Raw genomic sequence first — 19,597 nt, 5'->3', positions numbered from 1 at the left:
ATGATCGAGCGCGAAGAAACCCTCTCCAAATACCGCGCCCCGGCCCTCGAAAAGGGCCTGGACGTGCTGGAGCTGCTGGCGGCGCGCGGCGCGCCGATGGGCATGGTCCAGATCGCCGCGGCGCTGAACCGCTCGGTCAGCGAGCTGTTCCGGATGGTCCAGGTCCTGGAGCACCGGGGCTATGTCGCCAACACCCCGGAGGGCGACGGCCTGGTCCTGACCAACAAGCTGTTCTCGCTGGGCATGACGCGGGCTCCCGCCAAGACCCTGCTCGAGACGGCCTTGCCCGTGATGCGACGCCTGTCCGAGGCGACCGGCCAGTCCTGTCACCTGGTGGTGGCCAGCGCCGACCAGATGGTGGTGGTGGCGCGGATCGAGGCGCCCGGCAACCAGGGCTTCTCGGTGCGCGTCGGCTATCACCGGGCCATCGTCGAGGCGACCTCGGGCCTGGTGCTCTACGCCTTCCAGCCCGAGCCGGTTCGGGCCGAGTGGCGCGCGCGGCTGGAGCCGACCGTCGACCCGGCCGTCTGGACCGCCTTCGAAGCCAGAGCGAAGAAGGCCCGGGCCGACCAGCACGTCCTGGCGCCCAGCGACGTGACCCGCCTGGTCGTCGACCTCTCCGCGCCCATCTTCGGACCCGACGGCGTGGCCGCCGCCCTGACCTCGCCCTATGTCGAAACCCTCACGGCGATCAGCGTGATCGACACGATCGCCGCCATCCGGGCGGCGGCCGACGAGATCTCCGGGGAACTCGGAGGCCAGTTCCAGTGACCTTACCCGACGCCGCGCGGCCGCCCGCCTCCCGCGAACGGCTGAACCTGCCGCCGCTGGGCTTCGGCGCGGCGGCGATCGGCAATCTCTACGCCGCCATGAGCGACGACGCGGCGCGCGAGACCATCGAGGCGGCCCTGGCCAGCGGCCTCGCCTATTTCGACACCGCGCCCCACTACGGCTTTGGCCTCAGCGAGACCCGCCTGGGCGCGGTCCTGCCGCCGAAGGTCAAGGTCTCCACCAAGGTGGGTCGGGTGCTGTGTCCGGCGCCGGACGTCGATCCCGCCGCCGAACGCCACGGGTTCGTCGCCGCCGCCCCGTTCGAGCCGGTGTTCGACTATTCCTACGACGGGGTCATGCGGTCGTTCGAGGCCAGCCTGGAGCGCCTGAATCGCGACCATGTCGAGGTGCTGCTGGCCCACGATCTGGGCCAGGTCACACACGGCGTCGATGACGCGGCGCGGCGTCGCCAGTTCTTCGACGGCGGCTACAAGGCCATGCGGGCCCTGCGCGACGGCGGCGCCGTCGACGCCATCGGCCTGGGCGTCAACGAGTGGGAGATCTGCGACGCGGCGCTCGACGAGGCCGAGTTCGACGTCTTCCTGCTGGCCGGCCGCTACACCCTTCTGGAGCAGACGGCGCTGGACCGCTTCCTGCCGCGCTGCGCCGCCCGCGACGTGTCGATCATCGTCGGCGGCCCGTTCAATTCCGGCGTGCTGGTCGAGGGCGTGAGGGCCGGCGCCCACTACAACTACGGCCCGGCTTCTGCGGAGATCCTGGACCGGGTCCGCAGGCTGGAGGCCGTCTGCCGGGCCCACGCCACGCCCCTGGCCGCGGCGGCCTTGCGCTTTCCGCTGGCCCACCCGCAGGTCGTCAGCGTGATCCCCGGAATGTCCAGCCCGGCGCAGGTGCGCCAGGCCCTGGCCTGGGCCGCGCACCCCATCCCCGACGCCCTGTGGGACGACCTCCGCGCCCAGGACCTGTTGCATCCGGACGCGCCGACACCCCGAGAGACACGATGAGCCTGATCCTGCTCCATCCCGACGACAACGTGCTGGTGCTCAGCGCGCCGGTGCGCGCGGGCCAGGTCCTGACCATCGACGGCCGGTCTGTGCCTGCCGACGCCGACGTCGGTGTCGGCCACAAGCTGGCCCGCCGCGACCTGGCGGTCGGCGACAAGGTGCTGAAGTACGGCGCGCCGATCGGCTCGATCACCGCCCCCGTGGCCGCCGGCGGCCACGTCCACCTGCACAACATGAAGAGCGACTACATCGCCAGCCACACCCGGCGGGCGACGGGTTCGGAAGGACAATGACCATGGCCCAGACGCTGCAGGGCTATTCGCGGGCCGACGGCCGCAAGGGCATCCGCAATGTGGTCGCGGTGGCCTATCTAGTCGAATGCGCCCACCACGTGGCCCGCGCCGTCGTCACCAAGAGCGACGACCCCGACGTCCACCTGATCGGCTTTCCCGGCTGCTACCCCAACGCCTATGCGCTGAAGGTCATGCAGGCCGTCACCACCCATCCCAATGTGGGCGGGGTGCTGCTGATCTCGCTGGGCTGCGAGAGCTTCAACCGCGAGCAATTGCGCAAGACCATCGAGGCCAGCGGCCGCCCGGTCGAGACCCTGGTGATCCAGGAGAGCGGCGGCACGGCCAGCACCATCGCCAAGGGGGTGGAGGCCGTCGCCCGCCTGCGGGCGGTCGCCGCCCAGACCCCGCGCGCGCCGATGGCGATCTCGGAGCTGGTGATCGGCGCCATCTGCGGCGGCTCGGACGGCACCAGCGGCATCACCGCCAACCCCGCCGTCGGCCGCGCCTTCGACCGCCTGGGCGCCCAGGGCGCGGCCTGCGTGTTCGAGGAGACCGGCGAACTGGTCGGCTGCGAAAAGATCATGGCCGACCGGGCCCTGACCCCGGAACTGGGCCTGGAGCTGGAGCGCAGCGTCCACAAGGCCGAGGCCTACTACACCGTGATGGGCTACGGCAGCTTCGCGCCCGGCAACGCCGAGGGCGGGCTGACCACCCAGGAAGAAAAGTCGATGGGCGCCTATTCCAAGTCCGGATCGGCGCCGATCGTCGGAATCCTGAAGCCCGGCGACCAGCCGCCCAGCGGCGGGCTCTACCTGCTGGACGTGGTGCCCGACGGCGAGCCGCGCTTCGGCTTTCCCAACATTTCCGACAACGCCGAGATCGTCGAGCTGATCGCCTGCGGGGCCCACGTCACCCTGTTCACCACCGGCCGCGGCTCGGTGGTCGGTTCGGCGATCTCCCCGGTGGTCAAGATCTGCGCCAATCCCGAGACCTACCGCAAGCTGGCCGGCGACATGGACGTCGACGCCGGGCGGATCATGGAAGGGCGCGGCACGCTGGACGAGGTCGGCGACGAGATCCACGACCTGGTGCTGGCCGTGGCCGGCGGCGCGCGCACCGTCTCCGAGGCGCTGGGCCACCAGGAATTCATCCTCACCTACAAGGCCTTCGACCCCATCGGTCCGGCCTGCCTGCCCCTTCGCAGAACAAGCTAGCGAGACATCGAGATGGGAAGACTTTCCGGCAAGACCGCCCTGGTCACGGCCGCCGCCCAGGGCATCGGCAAAGCCAGCGCCGAACTGTTCGCCCGCGAAGGCGCGCGGGTGATCGCCACCGACATCAACGCGGCGCTGCTGGCCGAGCTCGTCGGTTGCGAAACCCGTCGCCTGGACGTGCTGGCCCCGCAGGCCATTCTCGACCTGGCCGCCGAGCTGGGTTCGGTCGACGTTCTGTTCAACTGCGCCGGCGTGGTCCACAGCGGCACCATCCTCGACTGCGACGAGGCCGCCTGGGCGTTCTCCACCGACCTCAACGTCACCGCCCAGTACCGGATGATCCGCGCCTTCCTGCCGGCCATGCTGGCGGCGGGCGGCGGGTCGATCGTCAACATGTCGTCGGTGGCCAGCTCGATCAAGGGCGTGCCCAACCGCTTCGCCTACGGCGCCACCAAGGCCGCGGTGATCGGACTGACCAAGGCGGTGGCGGCGGACTTCGTGGGCCAGGGCGTGCGCTGCAACGCCATCTGTCCGGGCACGGTGGAGACCCCGTCGCTGAACCAGCGCCTGGCCGACACCGGCGACTACGAGGCCGCCCGAGCGGCCTTCACCGCCCGCCAGCCGATGGGACGCCTGGGCAGGCCCGAGGAGCTGGCCCAGCTGGCCCTGTACCTGGCCAGCGACGAGTCGAGCTTCACCACCGGCCAGATCCACATCATCGACGGCGGTTGGATCAACTGATCCCGCGCCGCCCTCCACTTCAGGCTGTAGGTCGCCGATCGGGTGTGTCACCCTGGCGGGGAGCAAGCCCCGGGGGGAGCGATTGTCAGGGAACCAGCCAGCCGGCCTGACGGCCTTCGTCCGCGAGGTCTTCCAGTGCCAGGAGGACGTCGCCCTGAGCATCGCCGGCGTCGCGATCGAGCGCGCCTATCGGTCGGGCGCGGTGATCCTGCGCCAGGACGATTCCTGCACCGAAACCTATCTGCTGACCCTGGGCCGGGCTCGGGCGGCGGCGGTGGGCCGGGGCGGCGAGCCGATCCTGCTGCGCGACTTCGCGCCCGGCGACCTGTTCGGCGCCACGGCCCAGCCCGAGGAAAAGAGCGAGGCCGAGGTGGTGGCGCTCGAGGCCGCCCGCGCCGCCGTCTTCGCGGCCCTGGACTTCCTTCGGATGATGGAAAGGCACAGCTGCGTGGGCCTGACCCTATCGCGGATGCTGCTTGCCCAGCTTCGCCAGACCACCGAGCGGATGATCGACCGCAACACCCTCAGCGCGGTCGGCCGGATCCACGCCGAACTCTGGCGCCGGGCCGAGCGGACGGGGTGGACGATCAGCCCCTCGCCCGTGCTGGCCGCCCTGGCCCTGGATCTGCAGACCACCCGCGAGACCGTGTCGCGCACGGTCAACGCGCTGGAGCGGCGCGGCGTCGTGCGGCGCACGCCCGACGCGCTGATCGTCGTGGCCCCGCGGCGGCTGGAAGGCATGATCGACTGAAAGGCCTGAGCGGTCAGACCCGCAGGGCGTAGGGGCCCAGCTCGTCGCCCGTCAGGTCCATCAGCCGTTGGGCCAGGTCGGCGGGGCCGGCCGCGCTCAGGACCGCGGCGAAGGTCAGGCCAAGGTGGATCGCCCCGGCCGGAGTGGCCGCCAGCAGGCCGGCCACGACCTCGGCCTGGGCGCTGGTCGCCAGCGGACCGTCGCCGAAGGGATCCGGCGCCATCACGGTCAGGCCGTGGCTCGCCGCGAGACGGACGCGCGCGCCCAGCGCCGCCGCGATCGCCCGGGCCGCCCGCGCCGCGTCGGCGGGCGCCGCGTAGACAAGCAGCAGCGTCCGACCCGACCAGCTGGGCGCGGTCAGCGGGACGGGGCCGTCCTGAATCGCCTTGGCCAGATCTCGCAGCAGATCGCGCGGGTCGGTCTCGGCCGACAGATCCAGGGCGCAGCCGAGGAAGGCCGCCAGCCGCGACACGGACTGGGGCGACACGGACTGGGGCGAACGCGTCGCCGCGGCGGTCCGCCGGGCCGCCGTCAGTATCCGCTGACGTCGCCCAGCCCGGGTCCAGGGCGTGGCGGCGGGCGCGCCGGGCTCGTCCAGCACCAGCACCTGCACGGCCTCGCTGGCCAGGGCCGCCGCCTTGAGCACGGCCAGGCCCATGGCCGTCTCGGCGGCCAGGGTGATGGCTTGCGGTCCCACGTCCGTCGCGTCGGGCGCCGTCACCCGGACGCTGTCGGCCTCGGCGATCAGCCGGTCGAAGCGCGGCCCCCAGGCCTCGCCCCAGGGGATCACCGACTGGGCCCGGAACACGGCGGGGTCGGCGGGCAACAGCACGTGCAGCTCCACGCCGGCGGCGGCCAGGGTCTCGGCGATCAGGATGTCCGCCCCCGCCGCCAGGGCGCCGTAGCCGAACGCCACGCGCTCCTCGGAAACGAGGCTGGCGACCTGGCCGGCCAGGGCCTCGTCGTCGGGCGACACGGCCATGTGGCCGGCGAAGTGCAGGGCCCGGGGCGGCGCCAGCACCGCCAGCCAGCCGTCGTCTTCGTTCAGGGTCGCCAGCAGCAGCCGGAACTGGCGCAGGGTGACGGCGTGGTCCTCCCAGGCCCTGGGGGCCACGGCCACCGCCGCGTCCAGCGCCGCCCGCGCCTCGGCGAACCGGCGCAGCACCAGCAGGGCCTCGGCGCGGGTGGCGGCTTGGTAGTAGGGCGTGTCGTCGTCGGCGGTCTCCAGCACGGCCAGGGCGTGGATCCGCGCGGCGGCTTCGTCGCCGGCCAGCAGCGACAGGGTGGCGGCGTTGATCAGGGCGTAGGCCCCGCCGCCCAGCGGCGCGGCGGCCAGGTAGGCGGCGGCCGCCTGGCCGTAGAGTTCGGCGCGCGCCCCGCCCTCGGCGGCGCGCGCCCGGTCCTTGAGGATCCGCCCCTTCAGGGTCAGGACGGCGGGATCGTCCGACGCCGCCAACCCCGCCCCGGCGAACAGGCTCCAGGCGTGATTGACGGCGCCGGCCCGCACCATCGCGGCGAGGTCGAGAAGAAAGGGCGACTGGGACAAGCGAGGCTCGCGATGAAAGCGGGAACAGGAACGATGGCGGTGATGACCAGGCGGCGAAGCCTATGGCGGAAACTTCCCGCCATCGTTCTTCACGTCCGGGTCGAAGATCACGTTCAGGCGCTTCTTGATCTTCACCCCGTTGGGGTCATTCTCCTCCATGAGGAACTCGGTATGGAAATTGAAGGCCTCGCTGCCCGGGTTGGGATCTTTCTTAGGATCGAACACATCCCGGGCGACCACGCCGAAATACAGCACCCGACATCCGTCACGCGGTATGCGCTCCCCCGGTGCTTCCACGCCTTTCGCGTAGACGTGCCGCAGATAGCAATTCCTGTCGGATTCACCCTTGGTGGTCGCTCCGCGTTCGTGCTTGGCGAACTGCCAGCCGAGGATCTTGGAGTCGAGCTCCACAACGACCCAACATTGCTCGCGAACGTCGATGTCGAAGGGGGACGGCGCGGGCGTGGTCAGCAGATCGACAGCCTGGAACCCTGCCCGCGCCAGCGCGTACTTTTCCACTTCAGTTTCATCGCCCGCGCCCATGGTCGGCGTCGTGGGCGCGGGGGCTTGGACGGTGAAAGCCAAGTTCATCGCAAGCTGTGGGTCGGTGGCGAGCTTCGTCCTGTCGACTGTCAGGATGACGTGAACGATCGATTTCGGGATGAAGTTGCTCGGCTTCGTCGTGGGGATGCGTTCGCTCATCTGCGCCTCCTTGGGGCGGGGTTTTTCTTCACGTAAGCGATACTCTCGTCGATCCGGGCGAGCAGACGCCGCGCGCGGGCGTTGTCGGGATCGAAGGCGATGAGCTCCACGGCGCGCGCCCGGCCGGCGGCCAGGTAGGAGAGCGCTCCCGCGCCGTCGCCCGAGACGTAGGCGAGGCCGCCCTGGGCGTGCTTCAGTCCGATCCAGTCGGCCTGGAGGCCCCGGTCGTCGGGGTGCGCGGCCATCTCGGCGTCGAGGATCTTTTCCTGGGCCCGACGCTCCGCCGCGGCGCGCTCCAGGTCGCCGGCTTCGTTGTAGGCGTCGGCCATCCAGCCATGGCGGGTGACCAGGTTCGCCGCCTGGCTTCGCCGCGCGTCGACCATGCGGGCGTCGACCTCCTGCATGACCTTCAGCGCCTCGGCGCAATGGGCCAGGCCGCCCGCCTTGTCGCCGGACTCCACGGCCACGGCGCAGAGATTGCCTTCGGCGTAGCCCAGTTCGCGGCGGTACTCGATGTTGTCGGGCCGGAACCGGGTCAGGCGGCCGGCCAGGTCACGATAGCGTTCGTAACCGGCCTTGGCCTCGGGCCAGCGCTTCCTGCGATAGTCGATGGTGGCCAGGCCATACTCGTTCTGGGCCTGGTCCAGGATCCGCTGCGGATTGTCCGGTTCTGCCGCCAGCAGCCGGGTGCTGAGCGCGTAGGCGTCGTGGAAGCGCGTGGCGGCGGTTGAAAGATCGCCGCCTTGCTCGCCATCCTCGCCCACGGCATGAAGCAGCCGGCCGAGACGCGCTCGCGAGGCGGGCGACAGGCGGGCCGGGTCCTGGCCGGCATAGTAGTCGAGGGCGCGCTGGCTCACCGCGCCCTGCACGGCCAACCGCTCGCTTCCCGTCAATTTGCCGCGCAGGTCGGTCATCATGAACTCCACCAGGGACTCCGCCTCGCCCCGCTGCCGTTCGGCTTCGTCGCGGGCGTTCAGGGCGAAGGCCGTGAGCAGCCCCATGCCTAGCACCGCCGCCAGCGACGCCCCCGTGACGGCCGTCACGCTGCGCAGACGTCGTTGCGCGTCCCGCTGGACCAGCTCGTCCAGCCCCACGCCCGTCACCCCGGCCACCAGCTTCAGCAGGGCCAGGCGCGGGCCGTCGGCGGTCGACCGGAAGTCGGCGGCCAGGGGCTCGACCCCGTCGCGCAGCGGCGCGGGAAAGGCCTCGTGCGGCTCGCCGGCGACCAGGGCCGCCAGGATCGGCCGGTCGGGATGGAGCTCGCGGAACAGCTCGACCTCGCGCGCCACCCACGGCGAGGCGGCCGCGTTGGGCGTGCAGACCACGATCAGGGCGTTGGAATCGGCCAGGGCGGCGCGGACCTCGACGGTGAGGTTGCTGGCGGCCGCCAGCTCCTCGCGGTCGCGGAAGATCGGCGCCAGGCGGCGCGGGACATTGCCCCGCGGCGTTTCGCGGCCCACCAGCCGCCCTGGCAAGGCGTAGCGCTCCAGCCGGCCGTGCAGCTGGCGGCCGAAGACAGCGTCCCGATGGCTATAGCTGATGAAGGCGCGGTAGCGCGCGGCGCCGACTCGATCCCCGTCCATCGTTCGCTGACCGCCCCATGCCCCGACACAGAATGTCAGAGGCGCCGGACCCGCACAACTTTATCGGTCGTTGGCGGAACTTTCCCGCAGGGGCGTGACGGCCGTCACGCCGGGTCGGCGCGGCGCGGGTCCAGGTTTCCTCGCGGTCACCGGGGTGGCCCGGGGAAGACCCCGCTCAGAAGGATCCGTTCAATGACCGCGATTTCCGTTCACATCACCTGCAGTCGCCCGCACCGGGCGTGGGTCGATAACCAAACGACCGTTCTACTGCACGACGGTCAGGTCATCGACCTGGCGCCGGGAGATCATGACCTGATCTGGTCGATCATCGGCAGCCCCGGCGACACCTTCAAGGCGGTGCTCCGGGACGGCGGACGAGAGGTCTGCAACGTGGACTGGTCCATTCCCGCCGGCAGCAGCGGCTGGACCGGCGATCTCGAACCGTTCACGGTCTAGGGAGGGCGAGATGAAGTCGATCATTCTTCCCCTGCTCGCCGCGGTGCTGCTCGCCGAGGCGGGAGCGGCGCGGGCCCAAACCCAAGCGCCGGCCCCCGCGCCGGCGTCCGATGAGATCCCCGAGGAGAGCATCGTTGCGGAGCCCGTCCCGCCACTTTCCAAGGCCGTTCCCAACTCCGGGCCGACCAGCCGGGGCACCGCCCTGGGCGGCGGCGCCGAACTCCAGGCGGGGTCGGACGACAGTTCCGTCTCGGCTTGGCTGTCCTGGGTGGATTCCGCTCTCGACGCGAATAAGGGCGAGGCTTCCTACAGGGTGAGGACCCTGACCCTCAGTTCGCCGCTCAGCGAAGACGCTTCGCCGGCGATGGCGGCGAGCCTGGACACCCTGGCCAAGGCCGTCAGTCTCGAATTCAAGTTTTCGAACGTCCAGGCCTATGGCGTGCGAAGCCCCATGGCGGCGGAGCTTAAGGCGCTCTGCAAGGAAGCCAGAACCCGCTACACCGACAAGCACGGGAAGGGTTCCGACAAGGGCGTCCGCTGCGCGGCGGTGGCGGCGGACGACCCCGCCATGAACACCGCCTGGGAAGACCTGTTCTGGGATCCGAAGGCCAAGGCCGTGATCCTCGGCGCCGCCGCCAAGGTCGGTCACCAGAGCTTCGACTATCTGGAGACCACCACCCTGGCCTCGCGGTCCGAAGACAAGGCGGTCTGGTCGGTCTCCGGCTTCGCCACCTATTTCCCGCGCAAGGCCCGGTTCCTGCTCAGCGCCGGCTTCGAGCACCAGGACGCCTACGAGGCGGCGGACGAGGCGACCGTCTGTCCCGCCGGTCCGGCGCCGGTGACCTGCGCGGCCGGGGCGTACGGCGAGCCGGTCCACAAGCGCAGCGACGTCGTCAGTCTGGAGGCCCGCAAGGTCTTCAGCCGCGGCCTCGGCGTGACCGCCAAGGTCAACCACGATTTCAGCGACGACGTCTGGGGCGTCGAGGTCCCGGTCTATTTCGTGCGCAACCCGTCCGGAGAGGCCCTGACCGGCGGCGTGAAGTTCGGCTGGCGCAGCGACAAGCACGACCTTCTGGTCAGCCTGTTCTTCGGCAAAGCCTTCTCGCTGCTGAATTTCTGACCGCGCGGCCGCCGCGCCCTCCCCAAACCCAATCTGGACGGGCCGGCGGCCTAACGCAGCGCCGCCACCACCTTGCCGCCGCCGGACATGGCGCCCTGCGGCGGACAGCCCTCGCCGAGGCAGCCCTCGCCCTCGGTCGTGAGGTGGGACTCCGGATCCCAGTCCAGGATGAAGTCCGGCGCCTGGGTGAGATGCCTGAGCGCCGGCATGCCGCCCGCTTCGTTCGACGGAAGCGGCCTGATCGTGAACACCGCCCCGGTGAAGGTCAGGTCGTAGTTGGCCGACAGGGCCAGCGTCCCGCGGGTGATCGCGTAGCTGCCGGGGATCTCGCCGACCTCGCGTCCCAGGGCGCCGGTGAAGGCGTCGCCCGCCGCCAGGTCGCCCACCGTGACGCGGTAGGTCAGGGTGGGTTCGACCTGGCCGAACGGCTTGAACAGACTGTTCGCGGCCACGCTCACCTGCCGCCGCAGAATGTCGGCCAGGGCGGCGCTGACGCTGGTCAGGCTGTAGTTGCCGGCGTCGGCGCCGGCCAGGACCGATCCGGACGCCGTCACGGTCTTCCCCGTCCCGACATTCTTGTCGGCGAAGGCGTAACTGCCCGAGGCCGAGACGGCGTCGCCGGCCACCACGCCGGTCAGGCCGATCGAGCCGGTGGCCGCCACCGTGCCGTCATAGGTCTTGGTGTCGGCGGTCAGCGCGCCGGTCAGGTCCTTCTTCAGGATGTCGGCCGTGCCGGCGGCCGTCGAGGTCAGCGTGTAGTTGCCCGCGTCGGCGCCCGACAGGGCCATGCCCGACGCGGTGACCGTCTTGCCGGTCCCCGCGGTCTTGTCGGCGAAGGCGTAGGTCCCCGAGGCCCCGACCGCGTCGCCGGCCACCACGCCGGTCAGGCCGATCGAGCCGGTGGCCGCCGTCGTGCCGTCATAGGTCCTGGTGTTGGCGGTCAGCACGGCGGTGAGGGCCTTGGGATCGATGCGCAGCGAACCCGTTCCATAGCCGAAGGCGTAGTTGAGGTCGGAGGCCAGGCCGCCGGCGGCGGCGGTCAGGATATAGGTCCCGACGACCTTGCTGGTCGCGCCCGAGACCGTGGGCGCGCCCGACCAGGCGTCGGCCGCCAGGTCGCCGTTGACCAGGCCGGCGATCGTCGCCGAGGTCGTCGGGATCGTCCCGTCATAGATCACGGTCCGGCTGTCGGGCGTCACCGTCAGGGTCGGCTGGTAGGCGTAGACGAAGCGGTTGCCGGCGTTGACGGGCGTGGCGAAGGTTTCGTTCGAGAAGTCATAGGCCGAACCGTAGAAGCTCTTGCCAGCCAGGCCGTTGAACGTATTGCCCGCCGTCGAGCCGAGCGGCGCGCCCACCGCCTGGGTGTAGATCAGCCAGCGGCCGTTGGCGGCGGTCACCGCGTCCGCCCCACGGGCGTTGGTGAACACCCCATCCGAGGCCAGCATCGCCGCGTCGCCCGTCCCGTCGGCCTGGACCCGGCCCGTGCCGGCGAAGGTCATGCCGGCGTGCGAGGTCAGCGACACGGTTCCCGTGCTCCAGACGGTCCCGACGACGGTCAGGGACCGGCCGTCGATCAGCTTCAGCAGGCCGCCGGTGTTGGTGAAGTCGCCCAGCTGGACCACCTGGTTGGCGGCGCCGAAGGTCGCTCCGCCGGTCGCCCAGCCCGTCAGTTTCTGGGCGGTGATGATCCCGGTCGAGACCTGGCCGATCGCGCCGTCGGAACGCAGGTCCACCGTCTGGCCGACGGCGTTGACCGCGCCGTACAGGTCGTAGCCGGTGGTGCTGTTGAACGCGAAGCCGCCGGCGCCGACCGTGACCGCGTCCAGGTAGGAGATCTGGTTGGCGCCGAGCAGGACAGCGCCGGTTCCCGCCGTCACCTCCAGCACGCCGGCGTGCAGCGCCGCGTGCTGGGCGATGTCGGTGGCGGCGTTGAGGGACAGCACGTCGCGGACGTCGATCACCCCGCCGAGCGTCGCGTCGCCCAACCGCAGATTGCCGCTGGCCGACGTCACCGCCAGGTCGCCGGTGACGTCGGCCGACACCAGTTGCGTGTCGCCGCCGCCGTTCACCCGCGAGGCCGCGCCTGCCGTCAGGGCGTACACGGTCAAGGCGTCGGTCGGGCCGTCGATCTGGACGCCGCCGTTGGTCGATCCAGCGAAGCCGATCTGGTGCGAACCGTTGACGACCTTGATCTTGACCCCGTTGAGCCCAAAGACCGTGTTCAGGCCGGCGTTGGTCGTGTGGTCAAGATTGACGTCGACCTTGCCCGTCGGGGCCGAGGCCACTATCGCCAGGCTCCCCCCCGTCGAGGTGAAGACGTTGCCCGCGGTGATCGCGCCGGACGTCGCGGCCCCCAGGACCACGTCGCTGTTCGAGACGACCGTCAGAGTGCGAGCTCCCGAGCCTCTCACGACCGCCGAGCCCAGGCTCGCCGTGCCCGCCGCGCCCAGGACCGTGACATCCGCCAGCGCGTCGGCTGAATCCACGGCCATGCCGCCGACGCTGGCGGTCGCCGTGATCGCGCCGCCCCCGCCGTACAACGCGCCCAGGTGTCCGCCACGCGCCGCGACGGAGATGCCGCCCAGGTCGCTGGTCATGTCGCCGCCGAGGATGTCGCCGCTGGTCACGGTGACGCCGATGGAGCCCCCGTGGCGCAGGGTCTTGCCGCTGAAGTCGAAATCACCGGCCTGGTCCAGGATGGTCCAGGCTCCGGCCTTGGCGCCCAGCGGCGCCAGGGCGGCGGCCGAGAAGTCGCCGCCGGTCAGGGCGTAGGCGTCGCCGACGGTGACGCTGGTCGCCACGTTCACCAGGCCGGTTCCGGCCTCCAGGTCCAGATCGCCGCCGCTCAGCACCGTGTCGAGGGCGATGGCGTCGGCCGTGACCTCGACGTCGCCGGCGTCCAGCTGGCCCGCGCCAGTCACCGCGCCGTTCAAGGCGGTGACGGCCAGCAGGTTGTCGGCGTGAACGACGCCGCCCAGGCTGACCCCGCCGCTTCCGGCGCTCAGGCTCACGTCGCCGTCGGACCGGACCGCATCCAGTGTCATGGCGTTGGCCGCCACATTGACCTCGCCGTCGTGCGCCCCCGCCCCTTGGCCGGCGTCCAGCTGACCCAGGCTGGTCACGGCACCGTTCAGGGCGGTGATGTGGAGCAGGTGGTCGGCGTGACCGCCGCCGGTCCCCAGGCTCACCCCGCCGGTCGCGGCGGTCAGGTTCACGTCGCCGTCGGACACGACCGCGTCGAGGCTGATGGCGTCGGCGGTCACGTCGACCGCGCCGTCGTGCGCCCCGATCCCGGCGTCCAGCTGGCCCGCGCCGGTCACCGCCCCGTTCGAGGCGACGATGGTCAGCTTGCGGTCGGCGTGGATGGCGGCGCTGCCCAGGTCCAGGTCGCCCAGGGTGTCGGTGACGGCGACGTCGCGGATCGCGCCGGAGAACAGGATCGGGGTCAGCGCGTCGCCCAGGAAGTCGTGGGCCGTGATGGTGTAGTCGCCGCCGCTGACGGTGGTGGAGCCGGTTTCGAGCGTGCCGGCCATGGCCTCCAGCGTGATGTTGAAGGCGGCCAGCTCCTCGATCTTCAGGTCGCCGGTCTTCTGGAAGACGGTCGCGTCGCCGTCGACGGCGGCGGCGACCAGGGTGACGCCGTTGCTGGCCGAGTTGATGTTGACCACGGCGTCGCCGTCGCTGGAGACAACCTGCAATCCGCCGGCGCCGCAGCCGCAGGTGGGGTCGGTGACCACATAGTTCGCGGCGGTCACCGACGCCGCGTCGTCCGCGCCGAAGGTGGCCTTGTTCACGGCGTCGACCAGGACGCCGTCCGGCGCCTCGGCGGCGCGCAGGGTCGCGTCGCCGTCGCCGTGCACGATGACGAACCCGGCGGGATCGTTGGCCTTAGCGAAATTGACCAGCGCGTCGCCGCCCGCCACCACGAAGACGCCCTGATCCGCCTCGGCCGTACCGACGAAGGCGTCGCCGAACCCGCCGATCGAAATCCCGACGCCGGCCAGGGCGGACTGGACGTCTATGTTTCCGGTGTCGGCGGTCGCCGTGATCACACCGTCGGCCTGCAGCGACCCGACATCGACCGCGCCGCCCTCCAGGTCCAGGTCGCCGTTGCTGGAGATCAGGCTGGCCAAGGTTCCGTCCAGCAGGCCGTCGGTCCCGATGCGGACCAGCCCGTCGCCATGCGCCGAGCCGGTGATCGTCAGGTCGCCGCCGTCGGCGAAGAGCTCCACGTCGCCGGTGTTCGCCGTGGCCGCGCCGACGGTCAAGGCGCCGTCCAGCGTCTCGACATAGATGTCGTCGGTCAGGGCCGTGAGGGTGTCGATGACCGCCGCGCCGCTGGCGATGGTGACGTCGACGCCCGCGCCCTCCAGCGTGTCGAGCTTGGCGCTGGTGTCGAGGTGGACCAGGGCGTCGCCGCTGGCCGAGATGACCGTCGCCGCGCCCGTGCTCCCGCCCGTGCGGCTGAAGGTATTGTCGGCGGTGATGGCGGAGAAGAGGGGATCGCCCAGCACCGCGTCGTCGAGGGCGGCGATGGCGAGATCGCGGCCCGTGCCCGCGCCGGTCAGCACGGCCTTGCGCAGGATCGCGCCGCCGCCGGTGGCGGTGACGGTGATGTCGTCGCCCGCCTCGGCCGAGACCAGATCGATGTCCTCCGTCGCCGTGACGTCGATGTCGCCGCCCGCGACCAGGGCGTCGGCGGCGCCGAGCACGCCGGCCGACGACAGCGACAGGTCGCCGGTGGCCGTCAGGGCGTTGGTCAGGGCCAGGCCGCCGGCCGTGTCGATGATCGACAGGTCGCGGATCACGCCCGCCGGGGCCAGGACGTTGCCGCCCCAGTCCTGGGCCTCGGCGGTGTAGTCGCCGCCGCCGACCGTGACGGTGTTGGCCGCGATCACGCCGTTGCCGGCGCTGAGGAAGACGTTGTGGCCGCCGACCGCGTCCACCGTGAAGCCGTCCGCCACCCCGACCGACGCCGTTCCGGTGGCGGTGTTGGCGCTGACCGAGCCCAGGTCGGCGTCCAGGCTGTCGAGGAACACCCGCGCGTCGCCGTCCAGGGAGACGACGAGATAGGTCAGGCTACCGCTCAGTCGGTCGACGCTGTTGTGCGCGACGATCCCCGCCTGGCTGTCGGCGCCCAGGGTCGCGGTTCCGGTCGCCACGACCTGGATCTGGTCGACGGCGCCGTCGACGAGCACGTTGCGCAGGGTCGCGGACCCCGCCAAGGCCTGCACCAACGCCGCCCCCCCGCCCCCCGTGACGAACACGTGGTCGACCAGCGCGTCGCCGGTCATCGCCGTCACGATGACATTGGAGCCCTGCAACGTGCCGCTCACGCTGGGGATGGCGGTGAAGCCGCCGTCGCCGGTCAGCGTGACGTCGCCCTGCCCGATGACCTGGGCGTTGGCGGCCAGCGTCAGGACGCCCGCCGTGGTGGTGATGTCGATGTCGCCGCCGCCGGAGACGGTGTCGGTGATCGACAGCGCCTGGGCGTTGGAGAAGGCCACATCGGCCGACGCGCTGTCCTGGACGGAGCCAAGCTTGTTCACCAGGTTGGCGCGAGTGGCGCTGAAGCCCCCGTCGCTCTGCGCGGTCAGGATGTCGGCGGTGATCACGCCGCCGCTCTGGACGATGCCGCCGGCCGACGCGGTCAGCGAGACCGTTCCGGCGGCGCCGTAGTTGCCGGTCAGGGTCAGGCCCGTGGCGTCCGCGAGGAACAGGTCGCGGGTCGAGCTGCCCGTCCCCAGGGTCGCGGTGGTGGCGGCGTCGATCGTGATGTCGCCCACGGCCGCGCCGGCGCCCTGGCTCTGCGCCGTGCCGACATTGACCGCGCCGCCGGTCGATCGCGCCAGAACGTGAGCGTCGTCGGTGGCGCCGACACCGGTGGACCTCAGCGTCGCGCCGCTGGCCAAGACCGCGCCGGTGGTCGCGGTGACCTCGACGTCGTCGCCGGCCGTGGCCGCGGTGGTCACCGTCGCGCCGCCGGTCGTGGCCGTCACGAAGAGGTCGCGCGCCGCCGAACCGTTGGTCAGGCTGGCGGTGACGCCGGTCACCTTCACGTCGCGGGTGGCGGTGGTCGCGCCGGCGCTGGCGGTCGTCGCCGCCTGGACGGTGACGTCGCCGGCCCGCGCGCCGGTCCCTTGGGTCTGGAGCGTGTTGGTGGCGGTGACCGCGCCGGTGTCGGAACGCAGGAGGATGTGCGCGTCGTCGCCGGCGCCCAGGCCGGTCGACTTCAGGAAGGCGCCGCCGGCCGTGATGTCGCCGTTGGAGGCGGTCAGCTCGATGTCGTCGCCGGCGAAGATGCGGTTGGTCACCGTGACTCCGGTGTCGCCGGTCAGGATGGCGTCGCGCCCCGCGTCGAGGGTGCTCAGAAAGATGATCGGGGCGGTGAGCAGGGTGTCGCGCGCCGAATTGCCCAGGGTCAGCGACACCGAGCCGCCGCTGCCGAGGACGATGTCGCCCGAGGTGGTGGTGGTGGCCGAACCGACGGAGGTGTTGGAGCCCGAAGAGACGGTGACGCCGGTCGCGCCCGTGATCGCGGTGACGGTCGCGCCAGGGCCGCCGGCCGTCACCGAGGCCGCGCCGGTGGCGGCCGTGGCTTCGCTGACGGTAATCGAACCCGAAGTGGTGCTCACCCCCACCGTGGCGCCTTCGGCGATGGCGACGTTCAGGCCGCCGCTCGAGGCGGAGAGCAGGACATTGCCGCTGGCGTCGATCGACGCGCTGGTCGCCGTGCTGATCGTCGTGATCCGGATCAGGGCGTCGGTGGCGGCGCGCAGGTTGGCCAGCGGATCGGCGGCGTCGACGAACGTGGCGTCGACAATCGCCGATCCTCGGCTGAACAGGAAGCCACCGGCGGTCATGGTCGCGCCGGGCGAGACGATCACGCCCTGTGGCGAATAGAACCAGATATTGCCGCCCGTCGACGCCCCGACCTTGCCGGTCACCACGGCGCCGCTGTCGATGGCGATCTGGGTCGTGGTCTTGTTGAGGACGATGTCGCTGGCGGCGTCGAAGTGGAAGTCCATCTCGTCGGCGCCGCTGACATGCAGGCTGGACCAGTTGATCACCGTGCGGGGCGCGTTCAGGTCGATGTCCAGGGTGTTGGCGTTGGGCGCGGTGATCACCGGCGCCGAGCCGCCCGTGGAGACCGTGATGCTGCCGCCGCCCGGGATGCCCGGCAGGGTCTGGGCCAGCGCCGGCTGGGCCAGGAGCGTCGCCACGCCGCACAGGGCCGAGGCCGCCAGCAGACGGGTCCGTCGCGCCGAGCGCGGGGCGGTGCGAGGGAGGATCGAGCGGGTCTGGGACGGGGTCATGGGGGACGCTCCGGAGACTAGAACGCGGCGGACAGGGAGATCAGGACGCGCGACGGTGGCTCGTCGCCGACGCCGAACGGACTGTCGAACGGCTTGGCCCAGGTCAGGTCGAAGGCCACCCGCGAGGCGACCTGGGCGCGGACGCCGACCCCCGCCGAGGCCAGGTCCAGCTTGCCCGCCCCGAAGCCGAGATTGGTCAGTTCGGCGGTGTCGTAGAAGGCGTAGGGCCGCCAGGCGGCGCGGCCTCCGGCCAGCGGCAGCGGCACGGTGCTGACCTCGACCGAGGCGGCGACGGCGCGGTCGCCGGAGATCACCGACGGGTCGTAGCCCCGCCCGACCGTCAGGTTGCCGACCCCGTATTCCTCATAGGACAGCAGCGGATCGTCGGTGTGCTGCCAGGCGACCTTCAGCTTGCCGACCATCGGTCCCGCGCGGCCGCCGATCTCGCCCTCGGCCCGCGTCACCGTGGCGTCCGGCTCGCCCAGGAAGCGCGAGGCGGTCAGTTCGCCGTAACGGCTGGCGCCCAGGCCGTGCACGCCCTGGCGCAGTTCCAGCACGCCCGTCATGGCCACGGAATTGGCCGCCAGGCCGGCCGGCGCGTAGTGGCCGTCTAGCCGGACGAAGAACACCCGCAGATGGTCGTCGGTCAGCACGGCCGCGCCGCCGCCGAACTCGACCCTCTGGTCGATCACGTCCAGGCCGGCCCCGATATTGAGGTTGTGACGGCGGTGGCGCATCAACGGATAGGTCAGGCGGACGCCGCCGGCGAACGACTCGCCCTCCAGGTCCAGCGGCTTGAGGACGTCGCCCGGCCGGGTCCAGGCCCAGGAACCCGAAAGGTCGGCCGCCAGGCCGTCCCCGCCGATGAAGAAGCGCTCGACCACCTGGACGACCTGCTGCTCGTCGCTGGACAGCGTGCCGTAGGCGAGGATCGAGGTCCGCTCGCCCAGGGCGGTGAAGCTGTTGAGGTCCAGCCGCGCCAGGGTCAGGTCGCGGCCGACGGTCTTGGAGCCGTAGTTCTGGGCCACGACCGAGCCGTCGACGGCGTCGCGGGAAATGGCGATGTCGAGGTCCAGCGCGCCCTGGCCGAGCGGCGAGGGCTTGAGCACCGACTGGATCCGCACACCGGGCACGTCGGAGGCCAGCAGCAGGTAGCGCTGGGCGACGTCGAGATCGAACGGCGCCATGCCGCGCAGATGGTCGAGGAAGCGCACGACCTGCTTCTGGGCCGGGCCGGCGTCGCCGTGATAGTTCACCGCCGCGATCCGCGCCTCGACCACGGTCAGGGTCAGCCGCCCGTCGGCGATCTTCTGTTCGGGAATGACCACGCTGGCCAGCACGCCGCGCCGCAGATACAGCGCCGCGGCCCGGTCGCGGATGTCGCAAACCACGCTCAGCGGCGCCTCGCGGCCGATGAACTCGGCATAGGTCGAGGCCAGGGCCTGGTCCGACAGCGCCAGGGCGCCGCCCCCGCTTTCTCCGGACGTCGCGCCGCGGAACTCGACCGCCTTCAGGGTGACCTTGATGGGGCTGTCGCGGAAGGCGCAGGGCCCGGCCTCGACGCCCTTGAACAGGTCGCCGCGCGGCGCAGCCGCGATCGGGGCCGCGCGGGCCGGATCCAGTTCCTGGCGGGACGGCAGGGCCACCTGGGCGGCCGCCGGGGTCGCGACGAGCAGGGCCGAGCCCAGACACGCCATTGCGCTCACGCCCATGACGGCGCGATGCATTCTGAACAGAACTCGCAAGAAACCCCTCCCGCCACCTGCGTGGCGTCGGCCCACCTCATGGCTGAGTATGACCCAAATCTTAGCTGGATAACAGTGATCGCCGAACGGCGGATTTCCAGACACTTCACCGGCGGCCCGGGAAGGATTCGGAAGCTCTGGCCTTCGCCTTAGAGAGCCGAAGGCTCAACGTGGACAATCCCCTGCCGCGCTAGACCTTCCGCCTGGGACTCCGTGGGAGTCCGGGACTATCGGGCGGTCAAAACCTCGATGATCTTATCCGCTGTGAAGGGCCGCGCCCCAGCCAGTCCGGATGAACTGTCTGGGGCGTTCTTGCGAGGTCACCCGGGTTCGACGT

The 19,597-nt window shown here is 71.3% G+C and carries 13 protein-coding genes; 8 read left to right on the top strand and 5 right to left on the bottom strand.

The features are described from left to right. The 6 genes from ASD38_RS04915 to ASD38_RS04890 all read left to right on the top strand — a co-directional run bounded on the left by ASD38_RS04915 (nucleotide 1) and on the right by ASD38_RS04890 (nucleotide 4,792). A complete protein-coding gene (locus ASD38_RS04915; protein WP_056435110.1) occupies nucleotides 1-771 on the top strand; it encodes an IclR family transcriptional regulator in 771 nt (256 codons plus the stop codon). Next, a complete protein-coding gene (locus ASD38_RS04910) occupies nucleotides 768-1,793 on the top strand; it encodes an aldo/keto reductase (RefSeq protein ID WP_056458052.1) in 1,026 nt (341 codons plus the stop codon). The genes ASD38_RS04915 and ASD38_RS04910 overlap by 4 nt, the downstream gene beginning before the upstream one ends. Next, complete coding sequence (locus tag ASD38_RS04905) at nucleotides 1,790-2,086, top strand: UxaA family hydrolase (protein ID WP_056435114.1); 297 nt, start codon at nucleotides 1,790-1,792, stop codon at nucleotides 2,084-2,086. Before ASD38_RS04910 ends, ASD38_RS04905 begins: the two co-directional genes overlap by 4 nt. A 2-nt stretch (nucleotides 2,087-2,088) precedes the next feature. Beyond that, complete coding sequence (locus ASD38_RS04900) at nucleotides 2,089-3,300, top strand: UxaA family hydrolase (protein WP_056458295.1); 1,212 nt, start codon at nucleotides 2,089-2,091, stop codon at nucleotides 3,298-3,300. Between the two features lie 12 nt (nucleotides 3,301-3,312). Continuing rightward, a complete protein-coding gene (locus ASD38_RS04895; protein WP_056458049.1) occupies nucleotides 3,313-4,041 on the top strand; it encodes an SDR family oxidoreductase in 729 nt (242 codons plus the stop codon). 82 nt (nucleotides 4,042-4,123) lie between these two features. Then, a complete protein-coding gene (locus ASD38_RS04890; protein WP_056458047.1) occupies nucleotides 4,124-4,792 on the top strand; it encodes a Crp/Fnr family transcriptional regulator in 669 nt (222 codons plus the stop codon). A 13-nt stretch (nucleotides 4,793-4,805) separates the two neighbouring features. On the opposite strand, the gene ASD38_RS04885 is transcribed toward ASD38_RS04890, so the two are convergent. The 3 genes from ASD38_RS04885 to ASD38_RS04875 are packed head-to-tail and all read right to left on the bottom strand — an operon-like array spanning nucleotide 4,806 to nucleotide 8,623. Next, nucleotides 4,806-6,338, bottom strand: a complete 1,533-nt coding sequence (locus ASD38_RS04885) for a tetratricopeptide repeat-containing protein (protein WP_156390565.1) — start codon at nucleotides 6,336-6,338, stop codon at nucleotides 4,806-4,808. A 60-nt stretch (nucleotides 6,339-6,398) separates the two neighbouring features. Continuing rightward, entirely contained in the window at nucleotides 6,399-7,040 is a 642-nt protein-coding gene (locus tag ASD38_RS04880; RefSeq protein ID WP_056458041.1) for a nucleotide synthetase, read from the bottom strand. Continuing rightward, entirely contained in the window at nucleotides 7,037-8,623 is a 1,587-nt protein-coding gene (locus tag ASD38_RS04875) for a toll/interleukin-1 receptor domain-containing protein (RefSeq protein ID WP_056435124.1), read from the bottom strand. Before ASD38_RS04875 ends, ASD38_RS04880 begins: the two co-directional genes overlap by 4 nt. 192 nt (nucleotides 8,624-8,815) lie before the next feature. Between ASD38_RS04875 and ASD38_RS04870 the strand changes: the two genes are divergently transcribed. Both ASD38_RS04870 and ASD38_RS04865 read left to right on the top strand, forming a co-directional pair. Next, nucleotides 8,816-9,079, top strand: a complete 264-nt coding sequence (locus ASD38_RS04870; protein ID WP_056435126.1) for a hypothetical protein — start codon at nucleotides 8,816-8,818, stop codon at nucleotides 9,077-9,079. Nucleotides 9,080-9,089: 10 nt separating this feature from the next. Then, nucleotides 9,090-10,199 carry a hypothetical protein gene (locus ASD38_RS04865; protein ID WP_056458038.1) on the top strand — a complete coding sequence of 370 codons (1,110 nt, stop codon included), beginning with the start codon at nucleotides 9,090-9,092 and terminating at the stop codon, nucleotides 10,197-10,199. Nucleotides 10,200-10,249: 50 nt separating this feature from the next. Here ASD38_RS04865 and ASD38_RS04860 read toward each other — a convergent pair whose 3' ends face one another. Both ASD38_RS04860 and ASD38_RS04855 read right to left on the bottom strand, forming a co-directional pair. Beyond that, on the bottom strand, nucleotides 10,250-17,515 hold the full coding sequence (locus tag ASD38_RS04860; protein ID WP_056458035.1) for a YDG domain-containing protein: 7,266 nt from the start codon (nucleotides 17,513-17,515) through the stop codon (nucleotides 10,250-10,252). Nucleotides 17,516-17,532: 17 nt separating this feature from the next. Further along, nucleotides 17,533-19,227 carry a ShlB/FhaC/HecB family hemolysin secretion/activation protein gene (locus tag ASD38_RS04855; protein ID WP_235523758.1) on the bottom strand — a complete coding sequence of 565 codons (1,695 nt, stop codon included), beginning with the start codon at nucleotides 19,225-19,227 and terminating at the stop codon, nucleotides 17,533-17,535. Nucleotides 19,228-19,597: the final 370 nt, after the last annotated feature.

It is taken from the genome of Caulobacter sp. Root487D2Y, assembly GCF_001427165.1.
GTDB lineage: Bacteria > Pseudomonadota > Alphaproteobacteria > Caulobacterales > Caulobacteraceae > Caulobacter.
The sequence above is the reverse complement of the archived record's forward strand: the minus strand, read 5'-3'. Positions and strand labels throughout refer to the sequence as shown.